19 protein-coding genes are annotated in these 24,467 nt (G+C 70.1%); 7 read left to right on the forward strand and 12 right to left on the reverse strand.

What is annotated here, in order from left to right:
• Positions 1-716, reverse strand: a 716-nt coding sequence (gene ilvC, locus ACZ6IM_RS38460) for a ketol-acid reductoisomerase (protein ID WP_469563454.1), incomplete at its 3' end; no start/stop codon positions are given.
• 337 nt (positions 717-1,053) lie between these two features.
• On the opposite strand from ilvC, the gene ACZ6IM_RS38465 reads away from it, so the two are divergent.
• Complete coding sequence (locus tag ACZ6IM_RS38465) at positions 1,054-2,121, forward strand: ferritin-like domain-containing protein (protein ID WP_402678018.1); 1,068 nt, start codon at positions 1,054-1,056, stop codon at positions 2,119-2,121.
• Positions 2,122-2,341: 220 nt separating this feature from the next.
• Here the strand turns inward: ACZ6IM_RS38465 and ACZ6IM_RS38470 are convergent, their stop codons facing one another.
• A complete protein-coding gene (locus ACZ6IM_RS38470; RefSeq protein ID WP_402678019.1) occupies positions 2,342-2,800 on the reverse strand; it encodes a universal stress protein in 459 nt (152 codons plus the stop codon).
• Between the two features lie 81 nt (positions 2,801-2,881).
• The gene (locus ACZ6IM_RS38475) at positions 2,882-4,186 is read right to left on the reverse strand and encodes a CynX/NimT family MFS transporter (RefSeq protein ID WP_469563459.1); all 1,305 of its coding nucleotides are present in this window, start codon (positions 4,184-4,186) and stop codon (positions 2,882-2,884) included.
• Between the two features lie 259 nt (positions 4,187-4,445).
• On the opposite strand from ACZ6IM_RS38475, the gene ACZ6IM_RS38480 reads away from it, so the two are divergent.
• Complete coding sequence (locus ACZ6IM_RS38480; protein ID WP_402678021.1) at positions 4,446-4,883, forward strand: cupin domain-containing protein; 438 nt, start codon at positions 4,446-4,448, stop codon at positions 4,881-4,883.
• A 128-nt stretch (positions 4,884-5,011) separates the two neighbouring features.
• Positions 5,012-7,954: a SpoIIE family protein phosphatase gene (locus tag ACZ6IM_RS38485; RefSeq protein WP_469563462.1), complete on the forward strand. Its 2,943-nt coding sequence runs from the start codon at positions 5,012-5,014 to the stop codon at positions 7,952-7,954.
• 129 nt (positions 7,955-8,083) lie between these two features.
• On the opposite strand, the gene ACZ6IM_RS38490 is transcribed toward ACZ6IM_RS38485, so the two are convergent.
• The 8 genes from ACZ6IM_RS38490 to ACZ6IM_RS38525 all read right to left on the reverse strand — a co-directional run bounded on the left by ACZ6IM_RS38490 (position 8,084) and on the right by ACZ6IM_RS38525 (position 16,694).
• A complete protein-coding gene (locus ACZ6IM_RS38490) occupies positions 8,084-8,917 on the reverse strand; it encodes an amidohydrolase family protein (RefSeq protein WP_469563463.1) in 834 nt (277 codons plus the stop codon).
• A 9-nt stretch (positions 8,918-8,926) separates the two neighbouring features.
• Entirely contained in the window at positions 8,927-9,709 is a 783-nt protein-coding gene (locus ACZ6IM_RS38495; RefSeq protein WP_399936850.1) for an SDR family NAD(P)-dependent oxidoreductase, read from the reverse strand.
• A 64-nt stretch (positions 9,710-9,773) separates the two neighbouring features.
• A complete protein-coding gene (locus ACZ6IM_RS38500; RefSeq protein ID WP_402678024.1) occupies positions 9,774-10,715 on the reverse strand; it encodes an aldo/keto reductase in 942 nt (313 codons plus the stop codon).
• The gene (locus ACZ6IM_RS38505; protein ID WP_402678025.1) at positions 10,694-11,509 is read right to left on the reverse strand and encodes an RraA family protein; all 816 of its coding nucleotides are present in this window, start codon (positions 11,507-11,509) and stop codon (positions 10,694-10,696) included. The genes ACZ6IM_RS38500 and ACZ6IM_RS38505 overlap by 22 nt, the downstream gene beginning before the upstream one ends.
• On the reverse strand, positions 11,506-13,524 hold the full coding sequence (locus ACZ6IM_RS38510; protein ID WP_469563468.1) for a DUF8034 domain-containing protein: 2,019 nt from the start codon (positions 13,522-13,524) through the stop codon (positions 11,506-11,508). The genes ACZ6IM_RS38505 and ACZ6IM_RS38510 overlap by 4 nt, the downstream gene beginning before the upstream one ends.
• Before the next feature lies 1 nt (position 13,525).
• Positions 13,526-14,485: a carbohydrate ABC transporter permease gene (locus ACZ6IM_RS38515; RefSeq protein ID WP_402678027.1), complete on the reverse strand. Its 960-nt coding sequence runs from the start codon at positions 14,483-14,485 to the stop codon at positions 13,526-13,528.
• A gap of 2 nt (positions 14,486-14,487) precedes the next feature.
• Positions 14,488-15,420, reverse strand: a complete 933-nt coding sequence (locus tag ACZ6IM_RS38520) for a carbohydrate ABC transporter permease (RefSeq protein WP_399936843.1) — start codon at positions 15,418-15,420, stop codon at positions 14,488-14,490.
• The gene (locus ACZ6IM_RS38525; RefSeq protein WP_399936841.1) at positions 15,417-16,694 is read right to left on the reverse strand and encodes an ABC transporter substrate-binding protein; all 1,278 of its coding nucleotides are present in this window, start codon (positions 16,692-16,694) and stop codon (positions 15,417-15,419) included. Before ACZ6IM_RS38525 ends, ACZ6IM_RS38520 begins: the two co-directional genes overlap by 4 nt.
• A 136-nt stretch (positions 16,695-16,830) precedes the next feature.
• Between ACZ6IM_RS38525 and ACZ6IM_RS38530 the strand changes: the two genes are divergently transcribed.
• Both ACZ6IM_RS38530 and ACZ6IM_RS38535 read left to right on the forward strand, forming a co-directional pair.
• On the forward strand, positions 16,831-17,493 hold the full coding sequence (locus ACZ6IM_RS38530) for a GntR family transcriptional regulator (RefSeq protein ID WP_402678029.1): 663 nt from the start codon (positions 16,831-16,833) through the stop codon (positions 17,491-17,493).
• A 415-nt stretch (positions 17,494-17,908) separates the two neighbouring features.
• The gene (locus ACZ6IM_RS38535; protein ID WP_469563472.1) at positions 17,909-20,269 is read left to right on the forward strand and encodes a carbohydrate-binding protein; all 2,361 of its coding nucleotides are present in this window, start codon (positions 17,909-17,911) and stop codon (positions 20,267-20,269) included.
• Between the two features lie 126 nt (positions 20,270-20,395).
• Here ACZ6IM_RS38535 and ACZ6IM_RS38540 read toward each other — a convergent pair whose 3' ends face one another.
• Positions 20,396-20,827, reverse strand: a complete 432-nt coding sequence (locus ACZ6IM_RS38540; protein WP_399936835.1) for a VOC family protein — start codon at positions 20,825-20,827, stop codon at positions 20,396-20,398.
• Between the two features lie 253 nt (positions 20,828-21,080).
• Here ACZ6IM_RS38540 and ACZ6IM_RS38545 point away from each other — a divergent pair, with 253 nt between their 5' ends.
• Together ACZ6IM_RS38545 and ACZ6IM_RS38550 are read left to right on the forward strand one after the other, a co-directional pair.
• Entirely contained in the window at positions 21,081-21,317 is a 237-nt protein-coding gene (locus ACZ6IM_RS38545) for a hypothetical protein (protein WP_361466706.1), read from the forward strand.
• Positions 21,318-21,547: 230 nt separating this feature from the next.
• The gene (locus ACZ6IM_RS38550; RefSeq protein ID WP_469563476.1) at positions 21,548-24,466 is read left to right on the forward strand and encodes an ATP-binding protein; all 2,919 of its coding nucleotides are present in this window, start codon (positions 21,548-21,550) and stop codon (positions 24,464-24,466) included.
• Position 24,467: the final 1 nt, after the last annotated feature.

Genomic DNA, 24,467 nt, shown 5'->3' on the forward strand with positions numbered 1-24,467 from the left:
ATGAGGTCCACGATCAGCTTCAGCTCGTGCAGGCACTCGAAGTAGGCGATCTCCGGCTGGTAACCGGCCTCGGTCAGCGTCTCGAAGCCCGCCTTCACCAACGCGGTGACACCGCCGGCGAGGACGGCCTGCTCGCCGAAGAGGTCGGTCTCGGTCTCCTCGGTGAAGGTCGTCTTGATGACGCCGGCGCGGGTGCCGCCGATGCCCTTCGCGTACGACAGGGCCAGCGCGAAGCCGTTGCCGGTCGCGTCCTGCTCCACGGCCACGAGACAGGGCACGCCGCGGCCCTCCTCGTACTGACGGCGCACCAGGTGGCCCGGGCCCTTGGGGGCGACCATGCAGACGTCCACGCCCGCCGGGGGCTTGATGAAGCCGTAGCGGATGTTCAGGCCGTGACCGAAGAACAGCGCGTCGCCGTCCTTCAGGTTGTCCTTGATGTCCTTCTCGTAGACGTCACCCTGGATGGGATCGGGGATGAGCACCATGATGACGTCGGCCTCGGCGGCGGCCTCGGCCACCGACACGACGCGCAGGCCCTGCTCCTCGGCCTTGGCCTTGGACTTCGAGCCCTCGTGCAGACCGACGCGCACGTCGACACCGGAGTCGCGCAGCGACAGGGCGTGGGCGTGGCCCTGGCTGCCGTACCCGATGACCGCGACCTTGCGGCCCTGGATGATGGACAGGTCGGCGTCGGCGTCGTAGAACAGCTCAGCCATGAGGCACACCTTTCGAACAGCTCCCCGAGCGGGGGACGGAGGAACAGGCCCAGAAGGGCTCGGGCCAGAGATCGTGACCAGCGGAACGGGGCCGGGAACAAGGGCACGTCCACCCGCCAGCCGATGAGCATGACACTATCTCACCTGCACAGTGCATCGAAATGAGCAGGTGGCGTGCTGGAGACAGTGTGAACGACCTGCGGAGTCCCGGGTCCGTGTCACAGATGTCCGGCTTCGGCGGTCAGAGCAGTGACCCCAACGGCGTGCCCGTTCCGTCGGCTCCCGGGATGCCCGGCGGCCGGGTCCCCTTGCGCTACGACACCGAAATGAGCCCCCCATGTCTCAGGACCAGACCGACACGCCCGACACCGCATCGGCGACCGGCATCGCGACGCTGGACGATCTGCGCAGGCACCTGCAGTGGGCCATCGAGGTCGAACACTCCACGCTGCCTCCGTACCTGACGGCCCTCTACTCCCTGGACGCGGAGCGGAACGCGGACGCCGTACAGCTCATCAGCGGTGTCTTCGTCGAGGAGATGATCCACCTCGCGCTGGCGGCCAACCTGCTCAACGCGGTCGGCGGCCGACCTGTCCTCGACGCCCCCCACATGCTGCCGCCCCACCCACGGACGATGCCGCACGCCGACCCGTCCATCGAGTTGTCCCTCCTGCCGTTCGGCCAGGAAGCGCTCAGGCTGTTCCTGCGTCTGGAACAGCCAGCCCATCCCGGCGACCCGGCCGAGGGCGATCACTACGAGACCATCGGCCAGTTCTACGACGCGATCGAGAGGGGCCTGCGGCGCCTGTGCGCCGAACTGGGCGAGGACCAGGTCTTCGTCGGGGACCCGGCCCGCCAGGTCGCCGGCGGTCCGTTCGTCCACACGGCGGGGCGCCTCGCTCCGGTCACCGACCTCAGCTCCGCGCTCGCCGCCCTGGAGGAGATCGTCGAGCAGGGTGAGGGGGCCTCCCGTGCCGAGGTCTGGGACGGCGACAAGGACATGTTCCACGCCGGGACCCAGGCGGTCTCCCACTACTACCGCTTCCAGGAACTCGCGCTGGGGCGGCGCTACCAGACCGGTGACACGCCCGACTCCGGCCCCACCGGCGAGGCGGTGACCGTTGACGAGGCCGGCATCCGTCCTGTGCGGCCCAACCCGCGGTTGGCGGACCACCCCGAGGGCAGCGCGATCCGAGCCGCGCAGGAAGTGTTCAACCAGACCTACTGCAAGACACTCGAGATGCTGGAGCAGGCGTTCAACGGCAATCCGGCGATGCTGGGGATGTCCGTGGGCACCATGTACGCACTCAAGGCGCAGGCGCAGGGCCTGATGGCACTCCAGGACGACGACGGCCAGGCCGCAGGTCCGACGTTCGACTACGTCGCACCCGAGGACCGGTCCTAGCACTGCCCCCTGCTTCGCTACCGCCCGGATCGCCCTATGGTTCCCGGTGCGCGGCCCTCTTCTCGCCGACGGCGCTCGATGAGCCCGTCGTCCCACCCTCGACGAGCTTCCGCCACGACCGACCGGACGGCGGAGCCGGACCTGCCTGACCGACGCGCGACCGGGTACTGCTCGGTCGCGCGTCGGCGTGCGCGGGGTGCTGGACGGCTGGGACCGGGCCCTACCGTCCTGCCCCCGGGAGTTCGGCCGGATCGTTCCCGTCGCCCTCCGGCACCAGGAGCACGGCCGTGCGCCCCGCGTGGACGACGGCGTCGCTCACCCGGGGGTCCCACAAGGCGCCGAACATGTCGCGGTGGTGCGGTGTCAGAACCAAGAGGTCGGCCTTCCACTCGGCCGCGGTTTCGGAGATCACACCGGCGATCTGAGTGGTGAGCGCATGGACCATGACTCCTTCGGCCGCGACCCCGCTCCGGCGCAGCATGCCAACCGCTTCGTCGAGCACGGACTCGGCTTCGGTGTCGTCCTCGAGGGGAACGACAGCGGCAAACGTGGCAGCGGACGCGGCGACGTGCAGCACCCGGACGCTGGCACCCGTCAGCCGGGCCACCGCGGCGGCCGAGCGAACGGTGGACAGACGGGTGGGGCTGGAATCGACGGCAACGAGTATGCGTTTGAACATGGGCTTCTTCCTCTTCGTGTACGACCGCGGAAGCGCGGCCGTGTGGGTGGTGCCACGGTCCTTCGCGGCGCTCCCGCCCCGTCAACGGTCGGCGAGTTCGTCCTCGACGACGCGGTCGCGGCCCGCCACGTATCCGACGGCCATCTGCGGTACGAGCAGCGCGCTCATCACGGCGATCGGCAGACCCCAGCCGCCACTGTGCTCGTAGAGCGTTCCGATGAGGATCGGTCCCGGGATCGCCAGCAGGTACCCCACGCTCTGTGCGAAGGCCGACAGTTGGGCCACGCCCGTGCTGGTCCTGGCCCGCAGACTCACCATCGTCAGCGCGAGGGGGAACGTGCAGTTGGCGACGCCCAGGATGAGGGCCCACGCCCAGGCGCCGCCCACCGGGGCGAAGTACAGCCCGGCGTAACCGACGAGTCCCGCCACGCCCAGGACCAGGACGACCGGGCCCTGGTGCGGACGGCGTGCCGCCATCCGAGGAATGGCGAACGCGAGGGGGACACCCACAGCCATGGTGACGGCCAGCAGCAGCCCCGCGGTGCCGGCGGGCAGGCCCGCGTCGCGGTAGATCTGAGGCAGCCAGCCCATGGTGATGTAGGCACCGGTGGACTGCAGCCCCATGAAGACCGCGAGCGCCCAGGCCGTGCGGCTGCGTGACACGCGGGGTACCGGGTGGTCCGCCGCCCGCGCCCCGGCCGCCCGGCCGGGGTCGGAGAGCGCGGCCGTATCGCCCTTCCGGACGAAGTGCAGCCAGGGCAGGACGGCCGCCACGGCGAGGGCGCCCCAGACCGCGAGGCCGAGTCGCCAGTCACCTCCCAGGGCGCTCGTCACCGGCACGGTCACTCCGGCGGCGACGGCCGTGCCGAGCGAGAGGGCCATCGAGTAGAGACCGGTCATGGCGCCGACCCTGTCGGGGAAGTAGCGCTTGACGATGACCGGCATCAGGACGTTGCTGAGGGCGATGCCCATGAGGGCGAGGGCGCTCGCGGTCAGGAATCCGGACGCCGAACCGACCCAGGGACGCACGATCAGGCCCAGGGCGACGGCTGCCATGCCCAGAGCCACCACGCGGGCGGGGCCAAGGCGCCGGGCGAGCCGCGGAGCGGCGACACCGAACACGGAGAAGCACAGGGCGGGGACGGAGGTGAGCACACCGGCGACGGCCGGGCTCATGTGGAGTCCGTGCCGCACTTCCTCCAGCAGCGGGCCGAGGCTGGTGACGGCGGGCCGCAGGTTGCATGCGGTCAGGACCAGTCCGGCGACGAGCAGGCGCTCTCTCCATCGTCCGGAGCGGCCCGTGGCGCGATCCTCGGGGAGGGGCGTGGACGTGTCGATGCCGTCGCGGCCGCCGAGACCGCGCACTTGTTCTTCCTCACTGCGCATGCCCAGCATCGTAGAATGATGGGATGTTTCGGAGCGCCCCTCAGGCACACTGTGAGGTGTGATGTTGCTCATGGAATGATGGGACGCTCCCACTTCGGTGGCACTTCCCGCCACGTGGGCGCCCGCTGACGGGTTGCGACGAGCCCGTCACGCGATCACACTATCCACGGACCGACACAGTGGTAATACAGTGTGTCGTGTGAACTGGTCGCCGGTATCCCGCGGCCGGTCACCCAGTCATCTCCCGAAGGGAATCACCATGCGCACCACGTTGCGTGCAGCAGCCGTAGGAACCGCACTCGTCGGACTCTCACTGACCCCGGGCATCGCCCAGGCCACGCCCGGAGGGCCCGGCGTCAGCGGCACGATCCTGGCGCAGTGGACCGAGGGCGGCCGGGACTACGTACTCCGTGAGATCACCATCCCCGCCGGTCAGGCAACCGGATGGCACTACCACGACGGCACTCTGTTCGCCTACGTCAAGCAGGGCACACTCAGCCACTTCGACAGCAACTGCGCCTCGGACGGCGTGTACAAGAAGGGCAGCTTCCTGAAGGAGCCTGCGGGCGCCGACCACGTGCACATCGGCGAGAACCGCGGTGCGGACGACGTCGTCCTGGACGTCCTGTACGTACTGCCGCACGGCGCGCCTCTGTCCGAGGACGCTCCCGCGCCGGGCTGCGACCTGCCCAGGTAGGCTCCCGGCCACAGAAGCAAACTCTTCCGCGAACCAACCATGTTGACGACCGACGGACGATGGTGACCGGTGTGTGTTCCATCCGCTCCAAAGTCAACAATCTTCGAAGAAGCGGTAAGATTTAGGCCATGAACGCACGGCTTGCGTTGCTCGGCACCGTGGGGCCAGGTACTACGGAGAGCGAGATCTTCAGGCTGGCGCTCCAGCACGTCGTGGGTGAGCTGGGCGGCCTGGGGGGAATGATCCATCTCCGCGGCCCCATGTCCGCGCTGCGGCTGGTTTCGGCCGTAGGTCTGCCGTCGGTCGTCACGCTCCCCTGGGAGATCATCGACCAGGAGGGCACACTGGCCCCCGCCCGCGCCCTCTACGAGGGCAACGGCGTCTGGTCGCCCGCCGGAGCCGAGGCCCCCATGACGACGGAGGGGCCGGTTCAGGGCAGTGGCCTGGCCGCCGTTCCGCTGTCCGGCGGGGCTCGCAGCGTAGGAGCGCTCTCCGTCGTCATGAGCGACGGTGGAGCGCCCACGCCACAGCAGTGGGAATTCCTGAGGGCCGTGTCCGCCTGGACCGAGGAGCGCATGGCCCAGGCGCCGCCGACCGCCGGGCCGGCGCACGCCGAGGTGAGCGGTGAGCGGCTGCGTCACGCGCTTCACGAGGTCAGCGTCGGCTCATGGGAATGGGACATCCCTACCGGGCGTATCACCTGGGACGCGGCGGCCCTGGAAGTGTTCGGCACCAGAGCCGCGGACTTCGTCGGGAAGGTCGAGAACTGGATGAAGAACATTCATCCAGACGACCTGGCACCGACGCTCAGCACAGCGGAGCGCGCGATCCGGGACCACACGGTGTACGAGGCGGAGTACCGCGTCCGCCGCCTGGACGGCACTTATGGCTGGGTCCGGGCGCGCGGCAGGGCGACGTACGACGAACACGGTGAACCCGTCCGGTTGGTCGGCGTCGCCTGGGAGAACGAAGAGTCCCGGTCCGCGCGTGACGCGCTCAGCCGCGCCCTGCGCCACATGAGCGACGGGTTTCTGGCGTTCGACGACGAGTGGCGGATCGTCTTCGCCAATCGCGAAGCGGAGCGCGTGCTGGGCTCCTCGGAGGACGAACTGCTCGGCCGGGTCCCGTGGGCCCTGGCCGCGACGCAGCGGATACCGGAAATGGAGAGCCGGCTCCGCAGCGCCGTCGACGCGGACGAGCCAGTCAGTTTCGACGTGCGCATGCCCGAGGACCGCCGGTATCACCTGCGCCTTGTCCCCGGGCCGGGCGGCCGGACGCTCTACATCACCGACGTCACGCAGAAGCGGCGCCTCCAGGAGGAGCGGCGGGCCACCGAGCGCGCCGCGTCCGAGCGTGCCGCGCATGTCGCGAAGCTGACCGCCGCGCTCGCCAAGGCCACGACCTCACGCGACGTCGTGGACGCCCTCGCCCCACGCGTGCTGGCACCGTTCGCAGCCGTAGGGCTGCTGGTGCAGACGGTGGAAGGCGAGTCACTCCACACGGTGGGCGCGGTCGGCTACGACGAGGGATTCCCCAGCAGTGCCGAGGGCCGGTCCCGGGCATCCCGCGGTCCGCGCTGGGACGTCATAGCGTCCGGTACTCCCCTCTTCCTGTCCTCCGTGGGGGAACTCGTCGCACACTCGCCGGACGCCCCCGAGCTGCCGGTGCGCCCGGGCCACGAGTCCTGGGCGTTCCTGCCGCTGACGGCGTCGGGTGTCACGTTCGGCGTCTGCGTCCTGTCCTTCGACCGTCCTCGGCTTCTCACCGACGACGAACGCACCCTGCTGACCACCATCACCGCGCTCGTGGCCCAGTCCCTGGAACGGGCGAGGCTCTACGACGCCGAGCACACCCGCTCCCGCGAACTCCAGCGCGGGCTGCTCCCACGAGATCTGCCCTTCGTCTCGGCGTGCACCGCAGCGGCCCGTTACCTCCCTGCCGGACAGGGCATGGACGTGGGGGGCGATTGGTACGACATCATTCCGCTCTCGGGGGGCCAAGTCGCCCTCGTGGTGGGCGATGTGATGGGGCACGGCCTGCCGGAGGCGGCGACGATGGGCCGACTGCGTACCGCGGTCCATACCCTCGCAGACCTCGAACTGCCCCCCGACGAGATCATGAGCCATCTCAACGACATCGTGGGTGGCATGGACGAGGAGTCGTACGTCACCTGCCTGTACGCGCTCTACGACCCGACCACACGCGTCTGTTCCATCGCGCGTGCGGGCCATCCGCCACCCGCGCTCGTTCTGCCGGACGGCAGTGTCCAGTTCCCCGAGCTGGCACCCGACCCACCCCTCGGAGCGGCAGAACCACCGTTCGAGACGGTGGAGTTGACCGTACCGGAGGGCAGCCTCCTCGTGCTCTACACCGACGGGCTGGTGGAGTCGTCCGCCCGCGAGATGGACCAGGGCATGCAGGCACTCTCCGGTCTCCTGACCACCGCGTACAGTGCCGCGGCGGGTGAGGGCGGTGCGAGCCTCGATCTGGAACATCTCTGCGACACCCTGACGGCCGGTCTGCTCCCCGCCGACCAACAAGCGGCCGACGACGCGGCCCTGCTCGTCGCCCGTCTACACGCCACGCCCGAAGAGAAGATGGCCCGGTGGTCGCTCGGCGACGACCCCAAGGCCGCCGGTCTGGCACGACAACACGTCCGTGAGCAACTCGCCGTATGGGGGATGGACCACTTGATCCCCACCACCGAGCTTCTCGTCAGCGAACTCGTGGGCAACGTCGTCCGTCACGCCAAGGGCCCCATCGGCCTGCGCCTTCTGTACGACACGGAGTTGATCTGCGAGGTGTACGACGGCAGCCTGACCATGCCGCGCATTCGACGGGCGACGGACACCGATGAGGGAGGCCGCGGACTGCAACTGATCACGGTCCTCTCCCGGCGCTGGGGAACGCGCTACACCACCACGGGAAAGTGCATCTGGACCGAGCAGGATCTCGTCGGCGCCGAGGGGCGCCGCGACGATCCCTCGGAAGCCCTGGGCCTGATGTTCCCGGCCGTCGGGGAGTTCACCGGGGATCTGGACGCGCTGCCCTTCGGGGACGGGGAGCCGTGACGGGACGCCTGCCGTGCCGAGGGCGGGGCGCGATCGGACCGGCCCGGACCCGGGGTCGCGGCAGCTTGCCCGACGAGTCCTTCGCGAAGGCGCGCCCGGGGGCGTTCCGGAGCGGCGCCCGGCGGGCGGTCAGGCACCGATGCCGTACCAGCGGGCGGCCGTGGTCCCGAAGACCGCCTCGCGTTCCGCCGGGCCGAGACCCGCGGTGAGGGTCTCGGCGAGCGTGAGCACGTCATCGTACCCGGCCGCCAGCAGGCACACCGGCCAGTCCGAGCCGTACATGAGACGCTGCGGGCCCAGGGCCGAGAGCAGCACGTCGGTGAACGGGCGCAGCGCGTGGACCGGATCCCCGGTGGTGCGGGTCACCAGACCGGAGAGTTTGACGGCGACGTTGGGGCAGGCCGCCAGAGCGGCCATGTGCCCCGCCCAGAGGGCGAACGCGTCCGGGTCGATCACCGGGTTGCCCGCGTGGTCCAGGACGAAGCGGACCTCGGGCAGCTCTCGTGCCGTGCGTACCGCGGCCGGCAGTTGGCCCGGGTGGACGAGCAGGTCGTGGACGAGGCCCGCGTCGGCGGCCGCACGGAGACCGCGGCGGACCTCGGACCGCGCGAGCCAGTCCGGGTCCGCCTCGTCCGTCACGGGGTGGCGCAGGCCCACCAGGGTCTGGCCGCCGGGACCCTCGCGCAGCGCGGCGAGACGGTCGGCGACGGCCGGGTCGGTGAGGTCGGCCCAGCCGACGACCCCCCTCATGTGCGGGTCCCCGGCGGCAAGGGCCAGCAGTTCCGCCGTCTCCTCGGCCACGGCACACGTCTGCACCACGACGGTGGCGTCGATCGCGTTCCGCAGCAGGGCCGGGCGCAGGTCGTCGGCCGTGTAGGTGCGGTGCAGGACCGGACTGCCGTGGGTCCACGGCAGGTCGCGGACGGCCAGGTCCCACACGTGGTGATGGGCGTCGACGCGCACGGAGCCGGCTCACCCCTCCTTGCGCAGCCGCAGGCCGTCCATGCCGCCGTCCACGGCCAGGCACGTGCCCGTGGTGGACCCGGCGGCAGGCGAGGCGAGATAGGCGATCGCGGCGGCGACCTCGTCGGCGGCGACCAGGCGGCCGTGCGGCTGCCGGGCCGCCAGGGCGGTGTACTCGGCGGCGGGATCGGCGGCCCGGTCCAGCAGCCGGCCGATCCAAGGCGTGTCCGCCGTACCGGGGTTGACCGCGTTGACCCGGATGCCCTCCGGCAGCAGGTCGGCGGCCATGGCCCGGGTCATCGCCACCACGGCGCCCTTGCCGGCCGAGTACAGCACCCGTTGGGGCAGCCCGGCGGTGGCCGCTATGGAGCCGACGTTGACGACCGCCGCGTGGACGGAGGCCCGCAGGGCGGGCAGCGCGGCCCGGGTGACCCGGACCATGCCGACGACGTTGGTGTCCAGGACGCGGTGCCACTCCTCGTCGGAGTTGTCCTCGACGCCGCCCTGCGCCCCGATCCCGGCGTTGTTGACCACGATGTCGAGTCCGCCGAGCCGGGAGACCGCCGCGTCGACGGCGGCCACCACCGAGGCGTCGTCGCGGATGTCCGCGCGCAGGGCCGCCGCGAAGGAGGAGGGCTCCGGTTCGGACAGGTCCAGGACGGCCACGCGGGCGCCCTGGGCGGTGAGCAGCCGGGCGGTGGCCAGGCCGATCCCGGAGGCACCGCCGGTGACCAGCGCGGTGAGACCGGCGAAGGGCACCGCGCCGGGCAGTGCGGAACCGTTCGTTGTCATATGTGCTCTCTCCCCATGGTCGTCGGTCCTGGTCCTGTGTTTGCCCGTGGGCCGGTGCCCGCTGTCACGGCACCGGGACGGCCGGGTCCAGCAGGTGCGCCTCGCGCAGCTCCGCCCACATCGCGGCCGGGATCGGGTGACCGGCCAGTTCGAGATTGCCCGTCACCTCATGCGGCGACGCGGCGCCTACGACGACGGACACCACGGCCGGATGCCCGAACGGGAACTGCTGGGCCGCGGCCCGCAACGGCACACCGTGCCGCGCGCAGACGTCGTCGAGCGCCAGCGCCCGCCGCAGCACGTCGTCCGGTACGGGGTGGTAGTGGTATGGCGCGCCGGGCCGGGGGTCCGCCAGCAGCCCGGAGTTGAACACGCCACCGGCGATCACCCCGACGCCCCGTTCGGCGCACAGGGGCAGCAGGTCGGCCAGCGCGGGCTGCTCCAGCAGTGTGTAGCGGCCCGCGATCAGCACCACGTCCAGGTCGGTGCGGCGCACCAGCTCCGCCAGCGGCGCGCTGTGGTTCATCCCGGCTCCGACGGCTCCGACGACTCCTTCGTCCCGCAGGCGCAGCAGCGTGGGCACGGCGTGCCGTACCGCCTCGTCGAGATGGTCCTCGGGGTCATGCACGTGCACGACGTCGAACCGGTCGACACCGAGACGTTCCATGCTGCCTTCGAGGCTGCGCAGGACATCGTCGCGGCCGAACGCGTGCCGGGGCTCGGTGCCTTCGGCGATCTGCCAGCCGACCTTGGTGGACAGCTGGAACCGGGCGCGGTCCACGGTGGCCAGCGCCCTGCCGACCCGTCGCTCGGACAGGCCGTCGCCGTACAGCGGAGCCGTGTCGATCAGCGTGGCCCCGCCGTCGACGGCGGCGTGGACGGTGGCCGCGGCGACGTCGGGATCCACCTCGCGGTACAGATTGCCGATCGGGGCGCAGCCGAGGCCGAAGCGGGGCAGCGCGAGCCGGCGACCGGTGCGCGGGGTCACTTCTTCGAGGCGCGCCACTGCTCGTACTCCTCCCTGCTGTCGGGGCTCAGGGGGTAGTAGTCCGACAGCCGCGCGCCCTGGTCGATGCGCATCCGGCTGAACTCCTCCCACTGCTCGTGGTCAAGGGCGCTGTCGACGATCTCCTGGGCCTTGGACACCGGGACCACCACGGCGCCGTCGTCGTCGGCGACGACGAGGTCGCCGGGCAGGGTGAGGACACCGCCGGCCGCCACGGGCACGTCGTAGGCCCAGGGGAACAGCTCGGACTGGGAGGCGTAGTGCGGGGTGGTGCCGGTGCACCAGATCGGGACGCCGAGTTCGCGGACACGGGGCGCGTCCCGGATGCGCCCGTCGACGACGATGCCGGCGCCGCCCTTGCGCTTGAAGTAACGCACGAGCATGTCGCCGAAGCAGCCGGTGAAGGCGCTGCCGTAGGCCTGGACGACGAGGACGTCGCCGGGCTGGACCTCTTCGAGGACCGCCCACAGGGCCGTGTTGCGCTCGACGTACTCCTGGGCCAGGCCGCTGGCCACGTCCTCGCGCTGCGGCATGAACTGGAGGGTGCGGGCCGGACCCGTGATCTTGTTGCCGAGTTCCAGGGCGGTGGGGCCGGACAGGTAGCTGCGGCGGATGCCGAGTTCGTGGAGCTTGGCGCAGGCGGTGGCGGAGCTGACCCGGTTCAGGCTGCTCACCAGCTCGCCGTCGGGGCGGTCCCAGGGGCCACCGTGCACGGGCAGGTCCCACACGGGCCTGGCGTCAGCCGCGGCGCCGTCGGCCTCGTGGCCCGCGGGACGGGGGAGCGACATGCTCATCGGGTTCTCCGGAAGGTCGTGGGGGATGTGTGGTGGGCGAAGGGGCGGGCGTTGAGCCGCATGTCCAGCCGGAGCCGGATGCGGCGCCCCGGGGGCAGGACGATGTGGACGGCGTTGTCGTGGACCGGCGCAGAGTGCTCGGTCTCGGGGCCGGCCGGCAGGTGGTAGTCGTGGGAGTCGCCGGGATAGTGCTCGCCGCCGCCGGTCCAGTGGGCCTCGGTGATCAGGTGCTCGCCGAAGCCCCCCGCGAGCAGCCGTAGCCGGCGTGTGTGCACCGTACTGAGGTTGACCAACTGCACGGTGGTGCCGCAGGCGTCGAGGTGTTCGACGAGGGCGGCGACGTCCCAGGGGAGCCCGGGGCGGGCGGCGTCCAGGTCGTCGTAGCGCACCCGGGCGAGCGGCAGGCCGCCGTTGTAGAGGGTCTGCGGTGCTCCGGTCGTCAGCTGGGTGAGCACCTCGGTGACCACCGGGTTCACCCGCTGCCACTTGTGCAGGTCGAGGTCGTCGGTGTCGGCGTCCTCGGCCGTCATCAGGGCGGTGCGGTGGGCGACCTGCGCGAGGGCCATGCGCAGGGCCCGCTCGGGGTAGTCGGGGTTGTCGCCGTCGAGATAGGCGAGCCACGGCGCCTCGTGCCCGGCCTCCTCCTTGTCGCGGAAGGCGTGCACCTCCCGCCAGTCGTAGCCGGAGTGCTCGCGGACCTGGTCCAGACGGGCGCGGTCCTCGTCGCGCATGCCGAACCACCACAGCCAGGTCCAGTAGGCGACCTGGGCGGGTTGGTGGTCGAACCATCCCTCCGGGCCGACCCGGGTCGGCAGCGCGTTGACGGTCCTTCCCTCACCCAGGCCGAGGGCGTGGGCCCAGCCGGGGCGGCGGGTCGCGCCGGTGTCGTACGGCATGGCGGTGCGACGCTGCTCCCAGACCTGGTCCAGGGGCCGCCGGGCGAGGTCCAGCCGGGCGTCGGCGCGGCCGAGCATGCCGGCACTGATGGCTCCGACCAGCGTCGCCGCGCCGATCGAGTGCACGCCGTGCGGCCAGGTCCAGCCGTAGTGTCCGCCGTACCAGCGGCCCCCGTGGTCCTCACCGACCTCGCCGGAGGGTCCGACGTTGTCGGGCATGGCGCCGGCGGCGGCCGCGCGTTCCCGCCAGGCGTCCACGTATTCCAGGACCCAGTCCGCCAGGCGCGGGTCGTGGTCGTACAACCAGGCGTTGACGACGAGCGCCGTGGCCGCCAGGTCGACGGCGGTGTCGCCGCGGCCGAGCCGGTCGCGCATCGCGTGGCCCATCCGCACGGCGTTGTCCTCGTCGGCCAGGTCGTCCCAGGACGTGATGCCGGGGATGTCGCGCAGGGGCAGCCCGTAGGGGCGCATGCCCCGCTGCTCGTGCCCGAACCGGTCGTCCCACTGGGGGCCGAGGCCGGTCCGGGGGCCGTCCGACCCGTTGTGCGGGGCGCGCAGGGCCCTGGTGGCGGGGTCGTAGTTGCCGGTCGCGCTGTCCGGGAGGTACTGCTCGGCGAAGCGCCGGGCCCGGTCGCGGAAGCGCTGGTCGGCAGGGTCGGCGGCGCAGATGCCGTAGAACATCAGCAGGGCCTCGCCCTGATGGAACCAGTCGTAGCCGCGCTCGAACTCGTTCCGGTACAGGCCCAGTTCGGTCAGTTGTGCGGTGACCCCTTCCCAGTGGCGCTTGACCGCGGGCAGCAGGTCGTCGGCTCCGCCCAGCCGGTAGAGGGCGGGCCAGTTGAAGAACGCCTCGTAGAAGTCGTCGGCGCCGTCCCGGTCGGGGATGGTGCCGGAGAAGCGCAGCCGGCCGTCGGGTTCGGTGTATCGGTCGCTGAACAGCCGCCAGGCTCCGTCGAGTTCGTCGAAGAGGTGGCGTTGCAGCACGGCCCAGGCGGGCGGCGGCCCGGTGGGCAGGGTGGCGGTGATCTCGGTGGGGCGGGTTTCGGGGGGCGTGCCGCCGGACGGCGAAGTCCCGACGGACCTCTCCCCGGTGGCGGGTATGTCGTGTCGTGCGTTCATGTCAGCCCTTCAGGGCGCCGGAGGTCAGGCCGCTGATGATGTGCCGCTGCATGATCGCGAAGAAGGCGAGTGCCGGCGCGACGGCGAGGAGCAGGTTGGGGAAGACCACGGCGTAGTGCGTCGAGTACTTGCCGACCGCGGCGTACACCCCGGTGGTGACGGTGTAGAGGCCGCTGCCGGGTCCGAGGATGATCTGCGGGTTGGCGAAGTCGTTCCACACACTGAGACTGTGCAGGATCACCGCGGTGGCCACCATGGGCCGCATCAACGGCAGCACGACGAGCTGGAAGGTCCGCAGTCGTCCCAGGCCGTCCACGGACGCGGCCTGGTCCAGTTCCCTGGGGATGGTCCGGATGTAGGCGCTGTACAGGAACACCGACACGGGCAGGGTCAGCGCCGTCTCGAAGAGCACGAAGCCGGGGATGGTGCCCATCAGTCCGAGGTACTTGAGGACGTAGACGACCGGGATCAGCAGAACCTGGCTGGGGACGAACGTACCGGCGACGAAGAGCAGCAGCAGTGCCGTGTGCCACCGGGTGGTGCCGCGGGCGATCACGTACGACACCGGGGCGGACACCAGCAGGGACAGGACGTTGACGAGCAGTACGAACAGCAGGGTGATCCCGTAGGCCCGTACGACGTCGAAGTCCGGGTTGGAGAGCGCGTCGCGCAGCGGCCGCAGGCTCAGCCGGTTCAGCGGCAGACCGAACGGGGATTCGCGGATGTCCTGCTCCGACTTGAAGGCGTTGACGACCAGCAGCCACAGCGGGATCACCATGAACGAGGCGGACACGAGGAGCAGGGGCAGCCGCCACAGCGAGGTTCCCGGTACGGTGCCGCGGTCGCGGCGTCGCGGCCGTGAGGTGGGTGCCGGGCGCGGCGGTCCCTGGTCCGGAGCAGCGGCGGGGGCCACCGGGCCGAGGACGGCCCGGCGCGGGCTGGTGGTGGGTTCGGTGGGCATGGTCAGGCCCCCGCTCTCTCGTCGGCGCGGCGCCGCAGGAAGGTGATCGCCAAGGCGGCGATGCCGGTCACCACCGTCAGCACCATCGACTGGGCGGAGCCGTACCCCAGGGCGTTGTTCTGGAACGACTGGGCCAGGATCAGATAGGCGGCGGTCTGGGTGGAGCCGGCGGGACCGCCTCCGGTCAGGGAGAGCACCAGGTCGTAGGAGCGCAGCAGGGTCACCAGGGTCAGCACGATGTTGACGGTGACGACCGGCGCGATCATCGGCAGGGTCACACTGCGCAGGGTCCGCCACCGGCCGGCTCCGTCGATCCGGGCGGCTTCGAGCAGCGAGGCGGGGACGGTGTGCAGTCCGGCGATGTACAGCACGAGGGTGAATCCGAAGCCGGACCACACCACGACCGCGATCAGGCTGGCCAGCGCCCAGCCGGGCTGGGACAGGAACGGCAGTCCGGCGTGCCCGGCGGAGCGCAGCACGCTGTTGACCGCGCCGTTGGTGGACAGCAGCGCCGACCAGAGGAAGCCGATGATCAGCGCACTGATGACGTACGGGTAGAAGAAGACGGTCCGCAGCACGGTGTTGGTGCGGCTGGGAGTGGAGATGGCGAGGGCCAGGGCGAGTCCCACGGCGTTGACGGCGAGGGTGCCGATCACCGCCAGCAGCACCGTGATCCAGGCCGCCTGCCGGACCTCCGGATCGTCCAGGAGGGCGCGGTAGTGGTCGAGTCCCACCATCGAGGGGTGTGCCGTGTAGCCGTCCCAGTCGGTCAGGCTGAGATAGCCGGACAGCACCAGGGGCACGACCATCATGACGAGGAAGAGCGCGACTGCGGGAGCGGTCATGAGCAGCCCCGTCAGCCGGTCCCGGCCGCGGGCGGTGGCGAACAGGTCGCGCACGGCCCGCGCCGGCCGGGTGGTGGTGGGCAGACTCATCTCGTGTGCGCCTTCAGCCAGGTGTCCACGTTCTTCAGCCCGTCGGCGGCGTCGCCGCCGGTGTAGAGGCTCTGCACCTGCTTGTTCTGCTCGGCCTCGAAGCCGGTCGGCATCTGGTACTCGCCACTGCCGGCGATGGCCTGGTGGTTGGTGGACTTGTCGAGGAGCGCCTGCACCTCGTCGGCCAGCGGGGAGAGCTTGTAGGGGTAGCCGGTGCGGAACGAGGAGTCCTGCTTGAGCTGGCCGGCCACGGCGGCGCGGTCGGTGGTCAGGAACTGGACGAGCTTCTCCGAGGCCTTCTGGTGCTTGCCGGCCTTGAAGATCCGGTAGTTGGCCCCGGGGGTCACCGAGAGTCTCGGGGTGGAGGCGTCGTTGAGCTGGGGCGAGGGAAAGACGCCGACCTCGAAGTCCTTCTTCGCCTGTGCCTCGGCCGCCACGAACCAGCAGCCCATCGGGTACATCGCGGCCTTGCCGGACAGGAACTCGGTCTCCGCGTCGGCGTACTTGGTGCCCAGGGCCTGCTTGTCGAGATAGCCCTTGTCCAGCCAGTCCTTGTACAGGTTCATGGCCGGGCCGAGGTCGGTGCTCAGGGAGCGCTTGCCGGCGGAGGCCTGCTTGAACCAGTCGGGCTCGCCGGTGGTGACGGTCGGTGCGAAGAGCATCATGACCTGTGCCTGCGTGACCCACTCTCCGGCCGTCTGCATGGGCAGGTACCCGGCGGACTTGAGCTTCCGCATCGCCGCCGTCAGTTCCTGCATGGTGGCGGGCGGCTTGGCGACGCCGGCCTCCTTGAAGGCCTTCTTGTTGTAGAAGACGAGGGACTGGACCTGCTGTCCGATCGCCACGTCGTACAGGTGGCCGTCCAGTCGCTGGGCGTCCGCCATGGGCGCGTCGGCCGCCCAGCTCAGCTCGGACAGGTCCCTGAGATAGGGGAGGACCTTGTCGTTGTGCGAGCCCTCGACGACGTCGGGGGCGTTGCCCGCCGCCAGCAGTTGCTGAAGTGTGCTGTCCACGGTGCCGTCGGCGGCCGTGGGCGAGTCGATCTGTACCTTGATTCCGGGGTTGGCCTTCTCGAAGGGAGCGACCAGCTCCCGCCAGTACCCCTTGGTCAGATTCGGTGTGATGTTCACCAGCATCCGTACGGTGCCGGTGGCACCCGAGTCCGGGTCGGCGGCCGAGTCAGCCTCGAACCCGCCACTGCCGCCGCACGCGGTGGTCAGGGCCAGGCCCAACAGGATGCCTACCGCAGCGTTGATGGATCTTCTCCGGGCCATGTCGCCCTCCCTATCGATTATGTTCTATCGATAGGCGATATGATGACTCCTGTTACGTGGTTGTCAAGAGCCTGCAACCACAGACACACGATCATCGATAAGATGCGAAGACGTTCTAGGAACCTAGGGGGCCGTCATGGCGGGCGTCGGTGAGCCGCTGACCCGGGTACTGCTGTCCGATCAGGTGTACACCCGGGTGCGGGGTCTCATCGTCAACGGGGACCTCCAAGCCGGTGACCGGCTGGTCGAGGCCGAGATCGCCCGTGATCTCGGGGTCAGCCAGGCGCCCGTACGGGAAGCCGTCAAGCGGCTGGTGCACGAGGGCCTGGCCGACCACATCCCGCGGCGCGGCAGCTTCGTGGCCGACGTGTCCTCGCAGGACGCCGACGCCGCGCGGGCGGTGCGGGTCATCATCGAGGAGTTCGCGGCCCGCGCGGTCGCCGAGCGCGCCGACCCGGAGTCCGTCGAGGCGCTGCGCGCCAAGGTGCAGGACATGCGGGAAGCGGCCGAGGCCGGCGACATCGGACGCTTCCGGGACGCCGACATCGCCTTCCACCGGATCCTGTGCGAAGCGAGCGCCAACCCGTTCCTGTCCCGCATCTGGAGCCTGATGGAACCGAGCCTGCGTGCGCTGCGCGTGGTCTCCGACCCGCTGTTCACCGGTGACTGGGCCGAGATGGCAGTCCAGCACGGCGCACTGCTGGAGACGCTGGAGTCGGCCGACGCCGACCGCGCAGCCGCCGCGTTCGCGGCACACGCCCGGGGGGACGAGGGCGTCCCGCGCCTCGGCCACGGCTGAGCGGGGCGCGTCCGCCGGGCAGCGCCTGCCCCCCGCTCCGCCTGTCCGGTCAACCGACTCGGCCTGCCCTCCCTGCATGGGGACGGTCTGCGGCCCGCAGACCGTCCAATCTTTCCTGGCGATTTTGCTGTTTTGTACCATTCCCGTCAGTTCGTAGCCTTCCGGCCGTACTGTTCTTCCGTCGTCCCGGACCTCCAGATCGTTCGTGGCCGTCTCGCGTTCCGTGACTCCGCCCGAATCGCGTGCCTGACGGCGCCCGCTTCCGGGACGCCCCCGCGGGTCGCCGGCCTCCGGCGTGGAGCGACCTGCGCACTCCGCACCACACCAGACCCACGTCTCCCACTCCTTACGCGATCGCTCCGCGGGACCTATATTGATCGCCGACTCGCGATTATCGATAGGCGATTGGAGAGCCATGTACTGGAGACGCAGTGCTCTGGTCATCGGAACCGCTGCCGCGACGGTGCTCACCGCACTGACGGCCGCCGTTCCGGTATCAGCGCACACGAAGGGCACCACGCGCTATGTGAGCGTCACCGGTTCCGATGCGAACCGCGGCACCAAGCAGTCCCCGTTCAGCACCGTGCAGCAGTGCGCCGACGTCGCACAGGCCGGCGACACCTGTGTGATCGCCGCCGGAACCTACCGGGAGACCCTGACGCCGCCGCGCGACGGCACGGCATCCGCCCGGATCACGTTCCGCGCCGCCCCCGGTGCGCGCGTCGTCCTCGACGGCAGTGCCCCGGTCGACGGATGGGCGCAGGTCAGCGCCTCCGACCTGTCGGCACTGCAGGCCGCCGACCCGACGCTGAGCGGCTCGGACTTCGCCACGGCCGCCACGGCCGGGAAAATATACCGAACCGACATCGCCCTGAACCCCGCGCTGCCCGGCAACCAGCTCTTCGTCGACGGCACGATGCTGGGCGAGGCCCAGTGGCCCTACCCCGGCACCGAGCCGACGCGCCCCGACTACAACTCCGCGGACGCCGGCACCAACGACACGCTGTACGACGACGCCCTGACCCAGCCCGCCGGATACTGGAAGGGCGCCCGCCTGACCTCGCACAACTGGTTCGTCAGCCAGACGGGCACCGTCACGTCGTCCGCGACCGGCTCCGTGACCGCCTCGGGGCTGGCCACCTCCTGCGTCGGCCTCAGCCCCAACCAGCAGAACCTCTACTCGCTCACCGGCAAGCTCCAGGCGTTCAGCCATGCCGGCCAGTGGTTCTACGACGCCGACGCGCAGCGGCTCTACATGTGGATGCCGGACGGTGCGAGCCCGGCGGGGCACACCGTAGAGGCCAAGCAGCGCAACGTCGCCGTCGACCTGTCCGGGCGGTCCTACGTGTCCGTCGTCGGCCTCGGTGTCCGGGCCGCCACGGTGGCGACCTCCTCCACCTCCACGCACAACGTGCTGGACGGCATCGACGCCACGTACGTCTCGCACTACATGGACCTGAAAGTGGACCCGGGCAAGGTCACGCCCGCCGACCCCTGCGACGTGCTGACGGCGGGTGAGACCACCAGCGGCATCCTCCTGAAGGGCACCGCCAACACCCTGCGCAACAGCAGGATCGACTACAGCGCCGGAAACGGGGTGCTGCTGGCCGGTTCGGGCAACACGGTGACCAACAACCTCATCACCCGCGTCGACTACCGCGGTAGCTACGCCGCCGGGATCAATGTCCTCGGCAGCGACCAGACGATCACGCACAACACCGTGACCAACAGTGGCCGCAGCAACATCAACATTGACAACAAGGTCGCCGGGACCACGGCCTCCGGTCACGAGATCGCCTACAACGACCTGTCCGACTACGGCAACCTGGTCGTGGATGTCGGCGCGATCTACATCTGCTGCCAGGTGAACCTGGTCGGCACCGAGATCCATCACAACAAGCTCCACGACGCCGCACTGTTCGCGGCCAGTGCGCCCGCGCCCGGCGTGTACCTGGACCTGTCCACGTACAACGCCACGGTCTACGACAATGTGGCGTGGAACCGCACGACCTACGGCGTCGTCCTGATCAATCCCAACGGCGGCACGACCAGCGGCAACCGCGTCTACAACAACACCAGCGGCACCGACCGCAAGTCCGTGAGCCTCTTCCCGGGCACCTACTCGGACACCGAGGTGGCCAACAACATCGGCGACGCCGACACCATGGCCGGAGTGTCCTCCACGAACAACCTGCCCATGGCCGACGGTCCGCAGTTCACTGACCCCGCGCACCACGACTACACCCTCCGCTCCACCTCACCGGCACGCAACTACGCCCTGGTGCGGCCCCCGGCCACGGACGGCTCCACCGACCCGCAGCCCAGCGCCGGCGCCTACCAGTACGGTGCGACGCCGTGGCAGGCCGGAGCGGCCATGCAGCGCACGACGGTCCAGGCCGAGTCGTACGCGGAGGGCGGCGGCGTCGCCACCCACGCCGCCGGAACCGGCTCGGTCCTCGGCAGCTTCGACGGCGGCGACTGGGTCCGCTACGACGACGTGGACTTCGGCACCGGCCGGAATCTCCTGGTCGCGAGCATCGGCAGCGAGCGGCCGTACGCGGGAGGCCGGTTCGAGGTCCGGCTCGACTCGGCCACCGGCCCGGTCATCGGCACGGTGCGGGTGGAGAACACGGGCGGCTGGGACACGTACCTGGACCAGACGTCCACGATCACCCCGACGAGCGGCACGCACGACGTCTACCTCAAGGCTCTCGGCACGGCACCGGGCGTCGCGAACATCGATCACTTCTCGGTGGAGAAGATGATCTCCCAGTAAGGCGCTGACGATCCCGCCGACCGTCGGTCATCGGCTCCGGCCGCCGCGCACTCCCGAGTGCGGGCGCCGGGGCCCGCACCACCGGTACGACACGACCCGCCACCGGGCGAGGCGCACCCCGAGGCTCTACGGGTTCGGCACCTCCTGGAGGACCCAGCCGTTGCCGTCCGGGTCGGTGAAGTCCGCGTACGTGCAGTAGTTGCGGCGCTGAGGGTCGGGTCCGCTGATCCACTTCTCGCCCGTGCAGCGGTGGAAGATGTCGCTGGTGTCGTGGTAGATGTCGCCGACCTCCACGCCCCGGCCGACCAGCTCGTCCCGGGCCTCGAAGATGTCCGAGACGATGAGGTGGAGGCCCTTGGACGACCCGGGGGCGGCCAGAGTGACACCCGTGCCGAAGAGTACCGAGCACGGCGAACCGGGGGGTGTCATGTGGACGACCCGGTAGGTCTCGTCCGTCACGTGGTCGGCGTCCAGGCGGAACCCGACCGCCTCGTAGAAGGCCTTCGCCCGGTCGACGTCGGAGACGGGCAGCACCAGGACTTCCAGTTTGAGATCCACTTGTCGTCACTCTCTTACGTTTCACCGTGGAACGGTGCCATCGGATCAGGCGGCATAGGCCCGCTCTTTCGAGTGAGTGGTCTCCATCGGCAACCATCACACGGTGTCGCAGGATACCGCCCCGACCAAGACCGGCGGGTCAGGAGGTGAGGCTTGCCGATCTGTTGATCAACATGACACAGTGTCACACGTTATGTGTATGTGTCGTCGAGTATCGCCGACGCCGCACTGCTGAGGAAAGGAAAGGTCCCACATGACATCTCTGGGCTTGAAGAAGAAGCTCGTCTCCGCGAGCCTCGTCGCGCTGGGTGCGACGGGCGTCACGTTCGCAGGAGCGGCAGCCGCGCACGCCGACACCATGATCGGGCTCTACGACACGCAGGCTCAGTGCCTCGCGGTGCAGGTCGTCTACCAGAGCAACGACCCCGGCGGCAGCTACTACTGCGACAACGACCACGAGGCCGGCGTCTGGTACCTCTGGAAGCGGTAGGCGCTTCGGTTCACCCCGTTTCATGTCGGCCCACCGACCCGGTCGGTGGGCCGACGGCGTCCCTCGCGCACACTCCCGTCATCCCTGCCCTCCCGCGGAGGACACCCGATGACCCTGTGTCGACGACCCGACACGGTCCGCGACTCCACTGCCGAGATGAGGAGGAGCAGCGGAGGAGACCGGTCCGGGACGCCGTGGACAGAGAGAGTCATCAGGTAGTCATTCGACTGATGACCGAACCGGGCCCGCCTCAATGGAAGAGGTCAGGCACAGGTAAAATCCGGAAGTGTGGCCGATATCAGAGGTGTGCAGCAGAGGCTCAGCCCGATGCGAACGGCGGCTGCCGAGCGGCCGACCACGATGCGACTGAGGGTTGTCTTGTCCGGACCGGCCTCGGTGCTCACGGCATGATCGGTCGGGACAGGGAACTGGAGGTTCTGCACGGCCTGCTCTCCAGGACGGTGGCAGGCCAGGGTGACGCGCTGCTCGTCCGCGGAGACCCGGGGGTCGGCAAATCCTCTGTGCTGAGCACGTTCGGTTCTCATGCCGCGGACCGGGGGGTCAGAGTCCTCCGCACCTCCGGCGTCGAGACCGAACAGTGGCTGCCGTTCGCCGCGCTGCACTTGCTGCTCCAACCGGTTCTCGGCGGGGCCGAGACGTTGCCGGCCCCCTACCGGAAGGCCCTCGATGGCGCCTTCGGGGCCAGCGAGGGGGAACCCGAGATCTACCGGGTCGGGATGGCGGTGCTCGAGCTGCTCGCCGACGCCGCCGACAGCCAGCCCCTCCTGCTGCTCGTCGATGATCTCCAATGGGTCGACTCGTCGAGCCGTGACGTGCTCGGATTCGTGGCCCGGCGTACCCGGGACCTCCCCATCCTCGTGATCGGTGCGGCAAGAACCTCGTCACCGGGCACGTACAGCCTGGGGACTCACGCCGAACTCGTGCTGGAGCCCCTTTCCCCGGCAGCGGCGGCCGAACTGCTCGATGCCGACGCCCCCGGCCTGGCAGACGGGGTGCGGGCCCGCATCCTGGAGCGCGCCGCCGGCAACCCTCTCGCGCTCGTCGAACTGCCGAGGGCGGCTCAGGGCATGTCAGCCCGGCTCGACGATCTGCCTCTGACCCAGCGACTCGAGTCCGCGTTCGCCTCGCGCACCGACTCGCTCACCCGCGAGTGCAGGACGCTCCTCCTGGTCCTGGCAACGGAACCCACCGCGCCACTGAAGCAGCTCCTCGACGTGGCAAGTCGTCTCGCGGGATCGGAAGTCTCCGTGTACGCCCTGCAGGAGGCCGTCGACGCCGGATTGGTGGTTCTGACCGGTCGCACCCCGGAGTTCCGGCACCCCTTGATGCGCTCCGCGATCTACACACGTGCCACCGTCGCCGACCGTTTGTCCACCCACAGGGCCCTGGCCGAGACGCTGGAGGGATCACCTGGGCGGCGGCTCGTCCACCTCGCCGCGGCCACGCTCGGCCCGGACGACGAACTGGCCGGCCAACTGGAGCGCTTCGCGGACGACGCCCAGGAACGGGGGCAACTGGCCGCGGCCGTACCCGCCCTGCGCCAGGCAGGCGAGCTGGTGCACGACGCACGCCGCCAGACCGGCCTCCTGGTCCGTGCGGCCGAGCTGGCCAGCGAGATCAACGACCGCGTGCAGGCCCAGATCCTGCTGGACAGAGCCGACCTGGCGGAGTTGGGCCCCACGGAGAGGGCCCGCCTCATGCTGGTCTCCGACAAGGCCGCGTTCGAACCCGATGAGCCTCAACGCCGCATTCAGGACATGATCGACGCGGCAGCCGGGGCCTTCGACGTCGGCAGTACGAACGTCGCGGAGAACCTGCTGTGGCGTGCGGCCGCCCGATGCTTCTTCCAGGACGGCGACGCACGTGTGCGTGCTCAGGCCGCCGCCGAACTGGACCGGTGGAAGCCCGACCCGGACGCCCCTCACGTCCTGACGGTGCGGGCCTACACGGAGCCGTACCGCCATGGGACCGACCTGATCACACGGCTCGAAAAGCTGGAGCCGGACCGCGAGGACGGCCAGCTGCTGCATTACCTGGGCAGCGGTTCGATGGTCATCGGTGACATCGGCCGTGCCACTCGCCACCTGGCCCAGGCGGCTTCCGTGTGGCGGTCCCAGGGCCGTCTCGGGCTGCTCGCGCGATCCCTGGCGGGATCCTGGCCACGTCTGTACCTCGGGCAGCTGGCCCAGGCCCGGGAAGAGGCCGCAGAAGGGATCGCGCTCGCCGAGGAGACCGGGGAGTGGATCGTCTGGCTCGGTCTCAAGGCCACGTCGGCGCTCGCGGCGGTGCTGCGGGGAGAACGCGAAGCCGCAGCTCGGAGCGTCCGGGAGCTGAGAGCGCACAGCCTCTTCCCCGTCATGCCCTTCGCGAGCGTCATGGCGCAGCAGGTCGACGGTCTCCTCGCACTGTTCGACAGCCGTGCCGTGGAGGCGTACGACGTCCTCGCGCGTGCGTTCGACAAGGCGGACCCGCACTACCACTCGACCAGTCGCTGGCTGCTCGTCCCGGACCTGGTGGACGCGGCCGCGGCCGCGGGCCGAACCGAACAGGTGCGAGAGCTGTTGGCAGGGCTGCCGGAACTGGCAGACCGGCTGCCCTCGGAAATGATGATCGTTGCCCGGACCTACAGCGCGGCAGTCCTCGCTCCGGACGACACCGCCGAGGAGTACTACGACTCCGCGCTCTCCGCACTGCCGGACACCTGGCCGCTGTCACGTGCCCGACTTCATCTGCAACACGGCAGGCGACTGCGCCGACAGCGTCGGAACGTGGATGCGCGCAAGCCTCTGCGGCTCGCACGTGACGAGTTCGACCGAGTCGGTGCGCAACCCTGGGCCGACATGGCCCGTGAGCAATTGCGGGCAGCGGGGGAGTCGGACGGACGACGACGCCCGAGCAAGGGCGAGAGTCTGACAGTCCAGGAAAGGCAGATCGCCGAGTTGGCCTCACAGGGGCTGAGCAACCGGGAAATCGGCCAGCGCCTGTTCATCTCGCACCGGACCGTTGGAGCCCATCTGTACCGCATCTATCCACGCTTGGGCATCACCAGCCGAGGCAGGCTCTCCGCAGCGCTGGCCGCGCTCGGAGACGACCAGCCGACTTCGGATTCCACCGACCCCGCCGGATGAC

Source organism: Streptomyces sp. NPDC042336, from assembly GCF_055581985.1.